This window comes from Marinobacter sp., from assembly GCF_052094685.1.
GTDB lineage: Bacteria > Pseudomonadota > Gammaproteobacteria > Pseudomonadales > Oleiphilaceae > Marinobacter.
On record NZ_JBQDKB010000103.1, the window covers coordinates 1 to 11675 of the forward strand.

The window sequence follows — 11675 nt, forward strand, 5'->3', positions numbered from 1 at the left end:
GGGGCACCGCTACCAGTTAGCTTCGTAGGGTTCTCAGAGGTGGGCTGAGCTTTCTTGCTGATGTTGTTGGTAACAAGAAGACCGACAATCATCAAAGCTATTAACAAAATAATTAGTCGCATGGCAGTATGGAAACACCCTCGATCTCAACCACGGTTTTGGCGTCTGATCGCTCAATGACTTTCACCAGCGTCGATTGAATAGTTTCGTCTTCTCGGGCGTCATGTTCACTCAAAAACGTTTGCTCCTGCGGCTCCGAGTTCTCTTCCGAAATGAATGAAATAACGATTTTCGTTGCAGAGTCAGCCGTTTCCCCGAAGTACTCCAAAGAAATTTCCGGGTAGCCGTTGAAGCCTTTTTTCACCTGCTTTGCGATCCGTTTTTTGGCTTTATCAATGTTCATAGTCGGAGCCTGGTGGCTTGAGATCAGGAGTTTACGATGAAGATATCATGAGTGAGGGGGAAGGCCGTGAAAAGGAATAAAAAAGCCATCGATGTTCTGATGGCTTTTTTCTGAGTTATATAAAGCTATAACTACATCCCTTATTTTTTCGGGCTAGCCGGCTTCGAGCCCGAAGGCAGAATTTGCCCGCTTGTGCCTTTGACCACATATTCAATCGACCCGCCAGCCTTTAAAAAAGCCGCAGTTTGTTCCTCAATCGAAGCAGTCGTTACAGAATCTTTCGCAGATGTCTTGCTCATTATTTCCTCTCGGTTGCAATAATTCCTGTCATGGCGCAGTTTTAGCGATTTTATCTCATTACAAAGGTACGCTTTATTGTACGAAGGTCAATACGGGCAAATCTTGACCCAGACTCTTCTGCTATTTTGGTGTACGTTGTTGAATCACTTAATAGCCTGAGTAGGTAGCGTACATACTATGCCGTCACCGCTTAAAAATGTTGTGTTAATAGGTATGCCGGGCTCTGGCAAGAGCACCGTAGGCGTGTTGCTGGCCAAGGCCGCCGCGCTAGCGTTTGTGGATACGGACTTGTTGATTCAAGCGTACGCGGGCGCAAGCTTGCAGAGCATTGTTGATAGTGACGGCTACGAGGCTTTGCGCCATGTGGAGGAACAAGTGCTGTGCAGCCTGAATGTCACGGGCCACGTTATTTCGACTGGCGGAAGTGCGGTATACAGCGAACGCGCCATGCGGCACCTCAAACGTAACAGTGTGGTTGTGTTTTTGGATATTTCCCTGGCAACGGTGCGCCAGCGCATTGGTGACTTCAGCCTGAGAGGCATTTCCAAACGCCCAGAGCAAACACTGGAAGAGCTGTTTGCCGAGCGGCGTATGCTTTACACCCGCTACGCAGATCTAGTTGTTCACGGCGAGCACAAAACCCAGGATCAGGTGTGTGAAGAGATTCGTAGAGAGGCCGCTAAGAGTTTATTTCTTGGCTGAAGGAAGGTTTCCCCCCAGCATGTTTTCAACCACCGCTGCATTGTAGAAGGCTTCAACCGTTTGGATTTTGTTGTCCCGCACACGAAACCACACGGCAAGCCGAACATCTCCAATCGGTTCAAAGTTGGTTTGGTAGTCCAGGACTGCGAACACATGTTCTCCCTCGGCACTGAGCTGACGGAGAATCAGGTCTTTCTGGATGGCAGCCATACCGAATTGGTAGGACATCATGTCATCTGGGTTGAGGAAGCGCATATTCGGCCCCACATATTCAAAGCCCTCGGCAACCAGCAAGGACCTTGCCTCATCAAAACGTTGAGCATGGCTATCAGCGATGAACTGCGCCACGATATCTTTTGGCTGCATGAATAGACTCCACTTCCTAGTATGGGGGTGATTTGAATGCCTAGCTGAATGTGCGATCCTCTCACACATTCGCGGCCTTTAGCTCAAGTGCTGCATCCATTTTTCAGGGAATCCGGACACTATGCAATCACTGCCAAGGTATACCCCCTTCTATACACGCCTGCGATCGGTGCGACAACTGACGGCGCTGCTCATGCTGGCGTTTTTGTTGACTGGCTGTGGCATTAACAACATTCCAACCTACGACGAAAAGGTTAAGTCTGCCTGGTCGCAAGTTGAAAATCAGTATCAGCGCCGCGCAGATCTGGTACCCAACCTTGTGGAAACAGTCAAAGGCTTTGCTACCCAAGAGAAAGAGACCCTAACGGCCGTTATCGAGGCTCGTTCCAAGGCAACCTCTATTCAAGTTGATGAAAGCATTCTTAACAACCCTGAGAAGCTTCAGCAATTTCAACAAGCACAGGGCGAGCTTAGCAGTGCGTTGAGCCGATTGATGGCTGTTTCCGAACGTTACCCAGATTTGAAATCCAACCAGAACTTCCTCGCACTGCAATCGCAGCTCGAAGGAACAGAAAACCGGATAGCCGTGGCTCGACGCGATTTTATTCAGTCGGTAGAGCGCTACAACACTGAGATTCGCACGTTCCCTGGCAAAATCTGGCACAGCATTCTCTACAGCGATATGGAACGGCGTGAAAACTTCGAAGCTACCGCAGAAAACGCCGATGAAGCGCCCAAGGTGGAGTTTTAATGCCGTTTTCTTTGCGCTACTTTTCATGCTACCCCGTTGCGGCGCTTCTTGCTCTGATCGTGTTGCCGGCGGCAGCGCTGGCCCAATCCACCCCCGACTTCCCGGAACTGAGTGGTCGCGTGGTGGACAATGCTGAGATTTTGAGCCCAACCACCGAATCCAAGATCACCCAGATGCTCCAGGCCCACGAACAGGGAACCACGGAACAGGTTGTGGTGGTTACCCTGCCTGATCTGCAGGGCTACGCCATAGAAGACTATGGCTACCAGTTGGGCCGACATTGGGGTATTGGTCAAAAAGGCGAGGACAATGGCGCCTTGCTCATCGTTGCCCAGAAAGAACGAAAGATTCGGATTGAAGTGGGCTATGGCCTAGAGGGGCGTCTTACCGATGCGGCTTCAGCCACGATTATAAACCAGATTATGACCCCTGCGTTCAAGCAGGGCCAGTTTGAACAAGGTGTTCTCAACGGTGCAGCCGCCATGGTGAAAGTACTTGGGGGCGAACCCTTGGCTGTACCGAGCCGGCCCGTTGGCAGTGACCAGGAAAAGCCGAATGTTCGCCTGGTGTCGCTGTTCTTCATGATCATAATGGGCGTGATTTACTTTATTGGTGGTGGCCGAGGTCGTGGCGGACGCGGCGGCGCAGCAGCTCTACTCGGTGGTGCTTTGCTTGGCGCCAGCATGGGCGGCCGTGGTGGCGGCGGATTCGGTGGTGGTGGCTTTGGCGGCGGGGGCGGAGGCTTCGGCGGTGGAGGTGCTTCCGGTGGCTGGTAGCAACATGACATTCACTGCCAGAACGGCCTTCAATCCATTTAAAAGCGATACCCCATGACATTATTAAACAAGCAAGAACAGGAACAGGTTGCAGCTGCCATCAGTGCAGTTGAGCGGGAAACAGACGCTGAAGTTGTGACCGTGCTGACGGCCCAGGCTGATAATTACGCCTATATTCCTCTACTCTGGGCTGGGCTCATTGCGTTGTTGGTGCCCGGCATCGTCAATTACTTTACAGGCTGGCTGGTCGCAGACATGTTACTGCTTGGCCAGTGGGGCGTGTTTATCGTGCTCAGCCTGGTGTTCCGGGTACCTGGCATCAATAGGCGGCTGATCCCTCGCTCCGTGCGCTACTGGCGTGCTTCTAACCTGGCCCGGCGCCAGTTTTTGGAGCAGAACCTGCACCACACAGCAGGCGCTACGGGCATGCTGATTTTCGTGTCTGAAGCCGAGCGCTACGTCGAGATATTGGTGGATCAAGGCATTTCCAGCCAAGTAGACAATGACGCTTGGGAAACCATCATTGCGACGTTCACCGAACAGGTGAGGCAGGGCGAAACATTAAAGGGCTTTATCACCTGCATTGAAGCCTGTGGCGAGCATCTGAAAGCCCAGGTGCCGGCCACTCGCCAGAAGAATGAATTGCCAAATCATCTGGTGATACTGCCTTAAAGGTCGGATCTTCCTTAAGGCAGTACCGGCTCCGGTTTCAGAAACGGTGCCGGGTCAACCGGGCCGCCGGAGTAAATCCCGAAGTGAAGATGGGGTGGTGTGGTTATGGCGTTGCCGGTGTTGCCTACATATCCGAGTATCTCGCCTTTTGTAACGGCATCGCCGGTTTCAATCGCGAATGAATCCAGGTGGGCATAGTAGTAGCGCGCACTGCCGATTCCCAGCATGCCGCCCGATAGCCACACGTGGTTGCCGCCAATGCCACCTGTGCCCGTTCGAACACGGCCATCAATGACCGCTCTAACCGGTGTTCCCCTTTTTGCAAAGATATCCACGCCGTGATGTTCTCGGGCGCCGCCATCGCGGGATGCGCCGAAGCTGCTGCCTATATTGCGCTGCGATGCGGCCTCTACGGGGAACGGCAATGAGCCGCCATAGGCGATAGCTAGCGAATACTCCACCCTGGCGAATAACTCCGGTTGAAGCACAATGCGGTAGGTGCCGGGTTGGGGCGCAACCCAGCTCTTGATTACACCATCTGCGTTCAGTCTTTCGACGGTTGACCGGCCTTGCCCGTCACTTTCGTGACGCTCCAAGCTGGCGTAAAGCCGACTGCCGGAGGTATCCAAACGGGAGAGTTGCCATACCAGCTTTTCTCCCCGCTCAAGTGCTAGCTCATAGACATGTGCCTCAACCTGATCATCTTTAAAGGCTTCAGAGGTGCGGTACTGATCACCAACTCGTAAAGGTTGCTCACTTGCCCGCGCAACTGCGCCGACCCATTGCTGCCCCAAAGGGCTTTCCAGCAGTCCTGCCAAGCGCAAACGCCAGACAAAGAGATCCCTCGGTGACCAGCCCAATATATCGAATGCGAGGTAATGTACTGCGTTTTCGCTGCTTTCAGCTGCGTTCTGTCGCAGGTCATCACGTACAATAAGAAGAATGATGAGCAGAACCAACAGGCCAAAGAGTAGCCAGGGTCGAATGACACGCTGCCCGGGCTTCACAGGGTTGTCGGGCGCTTTGAGTGGGTCACTCATACCAACACTCACCGATTTCAGATACGAACAGACGATTTTCTCACGCAGCGAACACAGGGTGGCGTCGCAACTGGTTAAAAGCCGCCTGATTATTGCTGGCTACGCTTAATCAAAATGAGATAGCTCATTTTCCAAACGTTTTATCTTGCTGTTCTCTTCTTCAATTTTTCCTTGGTACTTGCGAACTTTATCTGCTTTTCCGTCTTCCTCTGCCTCTTTGAGGTCGGCCTTATACTCTATAATGTCTTCCTTGGCTTCCTCTATGTCTTCGGCTAACTCTTCTTTAAGGCTTTCATCAGTACAATGCTCTCTGGCTCCTTCCAATGCTCTTTGTAACCCACCTACTTCATGTTTGTTACCTTTTTCTTGAGCGGTATTAAGTTGCGTTTCTATCTCACAGAATTTCCGTTCACAGCCTTTTAAGTTGCCACAATCTGAGGATGCCAAAGCTGAAACGGGTGCTAAAAGGAATAGAAATCCAGCGAAGATGGTTGTTGTTACTGAAAATTGAGTGGGTGTTTTGAGCATAATCCTTCTCCGAGCATGACGGTTTGGCAAGAATCCAGCATAAGTGTGGCTGGGGCGATATTATGATGCCATCAAGTTCATCCAACGATAGGGTAATCGAATGAAATTAAATAAACTTTTAGCCATTGGTGCGGCCAGCTCCGCGATGTTTTTAAGCGCTTGCGCTAATACACCATGGGCCACCGATAACGATGTGACAACGGAAAAACTGATAGGTGGCGACAAGTGGGTTGTGGAGGATATAGGCGGCAAAGGCATTATCGACAGCTCGCATGTCAGCATTGTGTTCATGGAAGGCAATCGTGTAGGGGGCAGCTCGTCCTGCAATAATTACAATGGCGAATACCAGCTTGAGGGATCCAAATTTACCGTTGGCGATAATATGGCATCTACCCGCAGAGCCTGTGCACCGGCACTAATGAATCAGGAAGAGTCTTTTTTGAAGCTTTTGATGAATGTGAACCAAGCGCGCTTTGGCGATCATGGCGAATTGCTGTTGAGCACCCCCGAGGGCGAGACTATTCGCGCTTTCCAGTCGTCGTCCAAGCCGTAGCTCCGATAGAGACGCTTGAGCTACAGCCTCCCAACCTGAAGGCGTTTTTTATCGGCAGCCCTTAGCCGGATAGTGCAGCGCCTTCAGGTCTCGGTTGGGAGTTGAACCCAGAAAACACTGCAGCATCAGCGGGTATCTCAGTGACTGCCACGCACAACCAAGGCACCCGCACCCGCTAGCAGCGCCCAAGTCCACAATGGGGCATTCTCGGCCCATTCACGGGCTTCTGGCAGGGTTCCTGCGATGGCTGCGGCAATCAGTGCTGCGGCTGTAATTCCCCGCCTCCAACGCCGATCTGTTCTGCGTTGCTGCTCTTTTAGAAGTGCCAGTGTGTCTTGATTTTGCTTCTCAGTGGGGCCGGCGCTGCGTAGTTGTAACAGAGCATCGTGAACCAGTTGCGGCATTTCGGGCGATTGCTCAAGCCATGCGGGTAGGTGGGTTTGCAGGGATTTGATCAAACCAGATGGCCCGATACGCTTTCGCATCCAGCTTTCCAGAAAGGGCTGGGCGGTGCTCCAAAGGTCGAGCTCCGGATAAAGCTGACGGCCTAGGCCTTCTACGTTTAGCAGGGTTTTTTGAAGCAGTACCAGTTGCGGCTGTACTTCCATATTGAACCGGCGAGCGGTCTGGAACAGGCGCAGCAGAAAGTGGCCGAAAGAAATATCCTTAAGAGGCTTTTCGAAAATCGGCTCGCATACGGTGCGGATGGCTGCTTCAAACTCGTTCACTCGGGTATCCGGTGGAACCCAGCCGGATTGGATATGGAGTTGCGCCACTTGTCGGTAGTCCCGGCGGAAGAAGGCCAGAAGGTTACGGGCCAGGTAGCTTTGATCATCCGGCGCCAGGGTGCCAACAATGCCGAAATCAATGGCGATGTATTTCGGATCAGCTGGGTTGGACGCGTCGACAAAGATATTGCCTGGGTGCATGTCGGCGTGAAAAAAGCTGTCCCGGAATACTTGAGTAAAGAATATCTCTACGCCCTTTTCCGCGAGCACCTTCAGGTTCACGCCGGCTGCTTCCAGCGCAGGAATATCCGCAATGGGAATGCCGTATATACGCTCCATCACCATTACGGATTTTCGGGTGTAGTCCCAGTTGATAAAGGGAATATAGATTAGCGAGGAGCCTTCAAAGTTACGGCGCAACTGGCTCGCATTGGCGGCTTCGCGCTGCAAGTCCAGCTCGTCGTGAATGGTGGCGTCATAGTCTTCGACCACCTCCACCGGGTGTAGTCGCTTGCCTTCGGTCCAATACTTTTCAAGCAGGTTGGCCATCAGGTACATCAGGGCAAGATCTTGGCGGATAACCTTGTCGATACCGGGGCGCAGCACCTTTACCACCACGTCCTGGCCGTTGAGCAGCGTAGCGGCATGAACCTGTGCCACAGAGGCAGAGGCCATGGGATCTGCTCCGAACTCCTTAAAAAGCTCGGAGACCGGCGCACCAAGGGAGGTTTCGATAATCTTGCGGGCAACGTCGCTAGGGAAGGGTGGCACCCGATCCTGCAGGTCTTTCAGCGATTCCGCCATGTCGTCCGGCAGAAGGTCACGGCGAGTGGACAGAATCTGGCCAAATTTGACGAACACCGGGCCCAGTTCTTCCAAGGCCAGGCGCAGGCGATCACCACGGCTGAGTTTTGGCTGTGGGAAGAGGTGCCAGGGTGCCAGCAGGAAAAACACTTTCAGTGGCCCGGGCAGCTCCGCCAGCGGCAGAAACGTGTCCAGCCGGTAGCGGCAAAATACCCAGGAAATTCGGATCAGGCGTTGCAGGCGGGTCACAGAGTCTCCGGTTTGTCAGTAGTGCCACGGCTCTCAATCTGGTTCACACGGGCTTCCAGGCGTTCGGTGCGCAGGCTGAGGGCGTCGATATCTTCAAATGTGGCTTCCAGCTCCCGACGGCCAGGCAGGGCGCGGCTTTCTTCGTGCACGTACTCTTCAATGTTGGCGTTCAGGCTGCTGAAAGCCTGGCGACTCCAGCTCACTGAGTTACGAATACGCTTGCCGAGAAAGTGGGCGGGCACATCGCCTATGTGCCTTGCCATGGCAGCCTCCCAATCTGGATTGAGCTGATCCAGAGCCCGTTGAAACTGGTGTGCCAGGTTGGTATCCCCCGTTACTGCGAGGCGGTTATCGGTGAACACGTGGTTGTCGCCTGTGGCCAGTGCCGCGAAAGCCAGGGGCTTGCCGCTGATCTCCAACGCCGGGTCATCCGCAGGCTGGCTGCGCACCTGCACCCGGTTGCCGGCTTTGTGCAAGGAGCAGGTAAGAGAAACCGGGTTGGTGATGCGGAACTGTACTGGCCCTTCAAGTGCGTCGAGTAGCGCTTTCTGGCCGGCGGGGTCCAATTCAAGCGCGTGGTTCAGTGCCCGCTCGATAATAGCCGTTATTGCTGCAAGCAGGGTTGGGCCGGGAAACATCAGGGTTTGATTCCCACGTGCAGGGCGACAACTCCGCCAGTCATGTTGTAGTACTTGCAGTTCACCAGGCCTGCGTTTTCCATCATGCCTTTGAGGGTGTCCTGGTCTGGGTGCATGCGGATGGATTCAGCCAGGTACTTGTAGCTTTCGCTATCGCCGGCGATGAGCTGGCCCATCAGTGGCAGGGCGGTAAACGAGTAGGTGTCGTAGGCCTTGCTGAGCAGTGGGTTGGAGGGCTTGGAAAATTCCAGAATCATCAGCTTGCCGCCGGGCTTCAGTACGCGGGCCATGTCCCGAAGGGCTTGGTCTTTGTCCGTCACGTTACGTAGGCCAAAGGCAATGGAAACGGCGTTAAAGTTGTTCTCCGGGAAGGGCAGGTGCTCGGCATCGGCTTGCACGTACTCAATGTTACCGGCATAACCGCGATCGGTCAGCCGGCTGCGGCCCACCTTCAGCATAGAAGCATTAATGTCAGCCAGAACCACTTGGCCATTCTGCCCCACCAGATCAGAGAATTTCATGGTCAAGTCGCCGGTTCCGCCGGCAATATCCAGCACTTTATGGCCTGGGCGCACACCGGAAAGCTCAATGGTGAAGCGCTTCCACAGGCGGTGAATGCCCATGGACATCAGGTCGTTCATGAGATCGTATTTGCTCGCTACGCTGTGGAAAACGTCAGCCACCTGGCTGGCCTTCTGGCTTTTGGGCACATCGCGGAAACCGAAATGGGTAACGTCGTCCTGGCCATTGTTGGAGTTGGCCGGCGGTTGTTGCTCGCTCATGGGGCATGTCCTGTCAGAATCTGAACCCGTATTCTAACGGTTGAGAGGGTTGCTACAAGAGTGGCGAGACGTTTAATACCGCCTTACACTGTAAAACCGATAACTTTTGAAGAGAAAGCTGATCCATGTCCGTAATTGATGTACATCGCGCCCATACCCTTGATAAAGACCATGCTCGCGAAGCGGCGGAAGCGCTTGCCCAGGATCTGTCTAGCCAGTTCGATCTTAATTACCAGTGGGAAGGTGATCACCTGAAGTTCAAGCGCTCTGGTGTTAAGGGCCAGCTGAATATTACCGATGACGATCTGCACGTGCATCTGGAGCTGGGCCTGTTGCTGCGGCCGTTCAAATCAAAGATTGAGAGTGAAATTCACAACCAGTTGGATCAGGTTCTAAAGGCCTGACCCTTCAGGTATTTTAAAGGTCGCCCGGGAGTACAAACGGCTCTGGGTGGCCGCTGAGAATATTGTCCATAACCTGTTGCTCCCGGGTTACCAGGCGGTTGATCAACAAGTCCACGTTATCCATTTTCCGAAACGCCGAGTAGCCTCTGTGAAGAAAGTTGTGCAGATCGCTGAGATCTGCCATTTCTGCCGGGGTTCGGCTCATTGAAAGTAACCACCCCAGTGTGCGGTTTCGCACGTACCGGTCGAGCTGCTGCCCAACATCGGCAACCAGCACCACCTGCTTTCTACGTTGTTCCAGCATCTGGCTGGCGCGGTATACCTCGCAGTAGTGTTCTGCGGTTATCAACGTGGCCGGTATATCACGCTGATCAAGCAGTTCGACCAACTCAAGGTCCAGCTGCTGGGTAATCAGGTTCAGCTCTACCAAACCGGCAAGTGTTTCCAGCAAGTGATCAGGTAGCCACTTGACCATTTTTGGGAACACTCGGTCTATGTTGTCGTCGCGCCGGGTCATACTGGCAGGGGCGTAGAGATCGGTCAGCAAGAATTCTAAGCCGGCGTGGTAACCGGGGTGCTGGTATAGGTCTTGGTGGGTCGATTTCAGGCGCTCTGCCTGCCAATTCGCAACGGTGAATGTGCTGCTTAATAGCCGGTGGCCGGCTTTATAAAGCCGAAAGTCGTGATAATCCAGTAACAGTCGCTGTAAGCGACGGGCGCTTTCTGAGCGCACATCCGTGTTAACGAGTCGCTCACGGTACATGGTGACAGCTCCGGTCGGTCTGTGTAGAGATCTGCAGTTTACCGGAGGGAAGGCGAGGGCGCAGTATGCCCGGGCAATGGCCGGGCATTATATCTTCAATTGTGTGGCTTGGTTTTAGCCTTGGGCAGCGGCAGAAAGCGGCTTAAAGTCTGGCAGCCATTCTTTGCTGTCGAGGGTTACAAAATGACTGGGTGCCTGGGTCTCGATAATGCGCATGGTGGTAGGGCTTTGGCGCGCGCTATCTAGCATGGCTTGGCGGTCTAGCAGACGATCCACCGCCGGAACCAAAAAGGTGCCGTGACGTATATGTTGGTACACGTCGGTGTCGGTGCGTTCAATCCACTCGAAGATGTTCTCGATGTTACGAACAATGGTTAGGTGATCGCGGGTGGCGTAAAACAGTTTGCTTAGCAGCTGCTTTTTGCGCGGGTTCATTTTGCCGAAAAAGGTTTGTCCGTAGGCAGATGAGGGCGCGCTGTTAATCAAGCGAATCAGCCAAGGCCACATGCCGTGGCTAACCGGCTCCAGAAGTGCTGAGACCAGCGGGTGAACTTTGCCCTGAGGCAAGGCTGGGGCTTCAAGAACCACCTCAACGTTTTCAAATAAATCTGGCCGCTGCCTGACCGCTTCTAGCGTTACAGCTCCGCCTCGAGAGTGACCATGAACCCTAACATTGCGTGTGCTGGGCAGGTTCTCCAAGGCTTGGGTCAGGATGCCTGCATCATACTCAATGGTGCTTTCTGGATGCTTTATCGGCAGCTCCCACTCGGCGGTTTCCGGTGTTACACCGTTAACCGGGATATGGTAATTGCTGCAGGTAAGCAGAATCAGTTCTGTTGTCGGTGCGTCGTAGGTCTGGGTGAAGTAGCAGTGATTTTCCAGAAAGCCATGCACGCCAATAACGGTTTGCTCTGTCTCGCCACTGTGATTACGGACAGAAACAGCCCCTTCACCAACGCGATACACTCGCCCAGAGAACATCTCTGAGTAGGCACTGTCGATTGGCTTGATCAGCTTGCGAATATGGCTTGCTTTCATAATGCATCTCCTCCCAGCACGGCTATATAGCCTGTTTTGGAGTTTGGTCTCTCGACCTTGGTTGCGCTGGTAACCTTGTTGTACTCCCATTCGCTCCGATCTTTATTGGCGGCGGTAACGTTGTTGTTGCCGTGCCACGGCCAATTGGTAGCTACTCGGAGCGCATAATAACTATTAC

17 protein-coding genes are annotated in these 11675 nt (G+C 53.4%); 6 read left to right on the forward strand and 11 right to left on the reverse strand.

Annotated features, from left to right (window positions below; genetic code table 11):
- Positions 1 to 112 precede the first annotated feature (112 nt).
- On the reverse strand, positions 113 to 403 hold the full coding sequence (locus ACTH3S_RS15775) for a hypothetical protein (protein ID WP_441809964.1): 291 nt from the start codon (positions 401 to 403) through the stop codon (positions 113 to 115).
- Between the two features lie 140 nt (positions 404 to 543).
- The gene (locus tag ACTH3S_RS15780) at positions 544 to 702 is read right to left on the reverse strand and encodes a hypothetical protein (protein WP_441809965.1); all 159 of its coding nucleotides are present in this window, start codon (positions 700 to 702) and stop codon (positions 544 to 546) included.
- A 178-nt stretch (positions 703 to 880) separates the two neighbouring features.
- Between ACTH3S_RS15780 and ACTH3S_RS15785 the strand changes: the two genes are divergently transcribed.
- Positions 881 to 1405, forward strand: a complete 525-nt coding sequence (locus ACTH3S_RS15785) for a shikimate kinase (protein ID WP_441809966.1) — start codon at positions 881 to 883, stop codon at positions 1403 to 1405.
- On the opposite strand, the gene ACTH3S_RS15790 is transcribed toward ACTH3S_RS15785, so the two are convergent.
- Positions 1391 to 1771, reverse strand: coding sequence for a nuclear transport factor 2 family protein (locus ACTH3S_RS15790; RefSeq protein WP_441809967.1), 381 nt, complete (start codon positions 1769 to 1771; stop codon positions 1391 to 1393). The two genes, ACTH3S_RS15785 and ACTH3S_RS15790, sit on opposite strands and share 15 nt — an antisense overlap.
- Positions 1772 to 1964: 193 nt before the next feature.
- On the opposite strand from ACTH3S_RS15790, the gene ACTH3S_RS15795 reads away from it, so the two are divergent.
- Genes ACTH3S_RS15795 through ACTH3S_RS15805 form a run of 3 tightly spaced genes read left to right on the forward strand, consistent with a single transcriptional unit; the run spans position 1965 to position 3970 of the window.
- Positions 1965 to 2522 (forward strand): LemA family protein, encoded by a 558-nt coding sequence (locus tag ACTH3S_RS15795; protein WP_441809980.1) that lies wholly within the window; start codon positions 1965 to 1967, stop codon positions 2520 to 2522.
- Positions 2522 to 3298, forward strand: a complete 777-nt coding sequence (locus tag ACTH3S_RS15800; RefSeq protein WP_441809968.1) for a TPM domain-containing protein — start codon at positions 2522 to 2524, stop codon at positions 3296 to 3298. Before ACTH3S_RS15795 ends, ACTH3S_RS15800 begins: the two co-directional genes overlap by 1 nt.
- Positions 3299 to 3352: 54 nt before the next feature.
- Positions 3353 to 3970, forward strand: a complete 618-nt coding sequence (locus ACTH3S_RS15805; RefSeq protein WP_441809969.1) for a TPM domain-containing protein — start codon at positions 3353 to 3355, stop codon at positions 3968 to 3970.
- 14 nt (positions 3971 to 3984) lie between these two features.
- On the opposite strand, the gene ACTH3S_RS15810 is transcribed toward ACTH3S_RS15805, so the two are convergent.
- Both ACTH3S_RS15810 and ACTH3S_RS15815 read right to left on the reverse strand, forming a co-directional pair.
- Positions 3985 to 5010, reverse strand: a complete 1026-nt coding sequence (locus tag ACTH3S_RS15810; RefSeq protein ID WP_441809970.1) for a M23 family metallopeptidase — start codon at positions 5008 to 5010, stop codon at positions 3985 to 3987.
- Positions 5011 to 5115: 105 nt separating this feature from the next.
- Positions 5116 to 5538 (reverse strand): DUF1090 domain-containing protein, encoded by a 423-nt coding sequence (locus ACTH3S_RS15815; RefSeq protein WP_441809971.1) that lies wholly within the window; start codon positions 5536 to 5538, stop codon positions 5116 to 5118.
- Between the two features lie 100 nt (positions 5539 to 5638).
- Here ACTH3S_RS15815 and ACTH3S_RS15820 point away from each other — a divergent pair, with 100 nt between their 5' ends.
- The gene (locus tag ACTH3S_RS15820; protein WP_441809972.1) at positions 5639 to 6091 is read left to right on the forward strand and encodes an META domain-containing protein; all 453 of its coding nucleotides are present in this window, start codon (positions 5639 to 5641) and stop codon (positions 6089 to 6091) included.
- Between the two features lie 137 nt (positions 6092 to 6228).
- On the opposite strand, the gene ubiB is transcribed toward ACTH3S_RS15820, so the two are convergent.
- The 3 genes from ubiB to ubiE are packed head-to-tail and all read right to left on the reverse strand — an operon-like array spanning position 6229 to position 9292.
- Positions 6229 to 7872 carry a ubiquinone biosynthesis regulatory protein kinase UbiB gene (ubiB, locus tag ACTH3S_RS15825; protein WP_441809973.1) on the reverse strand — a complete coding sequence of 548 codons (1644 nt, stop codon included), beginning with the start codon at positions 7870 to 7872 and terminating at the stop codon, positions 6229 to 6231.
- The gene (locus tag ACTH3S_RS15830) at positions 7869 to 8510 is read right to left on the reverse strand and encodes a ubiquinone biosynthesis accessory factor UbiJ (RefSeq protein WP_441809974.1); all 642 of its coding nucleotides are present in this window, start codon (positions 8508 to 8510) and stop codon (positions 7869 to 7871) included. Before ACTH3S_RS15830 ends, ubiB begins: the two co-directional genes overlap by 4 nt.
- Complete coding sequence (ubiE, locus tag ACTH3S_RS15835; protein ID WP_441809975.1) at positions 8510 to 9292, reverse strand: bifunctional demethylmenaquinone methyltransferase/2-methoxy-6-polyprenyl-1,4-benzoquinol methylase UbiE; 783 nt, start codon at positions 9290 to 9292, stop codon at positions 8510 to 8512. The genes ACTH3S_RS15830 and ubiE overlap by 1 nt, the downstream gene beginning before the upstream one ends.
- A 125-nt stretch (positions 9293 to 9417) precedes the next feature.
- Between ubiE and ACTH3S_RS15840 the strand changes: the two genes are divergently transcribed.
- Positions 9418 to 9696, forward strand: coding sequence for a polyhydroxyalkanoic acid system family protein (locus tag ACTH3S_RS15840; protein WP_441809976.1), 279 nt, complete (start codon positions 9418 to 9420; stop codon positions 9694 to 9696).
- A gap of 13 nt (positions 9697 to 9709) precedes the next feature.
- Here the strand turns inward: ACTH3S_RS15840 and ACTH3S_RS15845 are convergent, their stop codons facing one another.
- The 3 genes from ACTH3S_RS15845 to ACTH3S_RS15855 form a co-directional block, all read right to left on the reverse strand.
- Positions 9710 to 10459, reverse strand: coding sequence for an FFLEELY motif protein (locus tag ACTH3S_RS15845; RefSeq protein WP_441809977.1), 750 nt, complete (start codon positions 10457 to 10459; stop codon positions 9710 to 9712).
- Positions 10460 to 10573: 114 nt separating this feature from the next.
- Positions 10574 to 11497, reverse strand: a complete 924-nt coding sequence (locus ACTH3S_RS15850) for an alpha/beta fold hydrolase (RefSeq protein WP_441809978.1) — start codon at positions 11495 to 11497, stop codon at positions 10574 to 10576.
- Positions 11494 to 11675: hypothetical protein (locus tag ACTH3S_RS15855; protein WP_441809979.1), on the reverse strand; the 182-nt coding region annotated here is incomplete at its 5' end. The genes ACTH3S_RS15850 and ACTH3S_RS15855, both read right to left, overlap by 4 nt.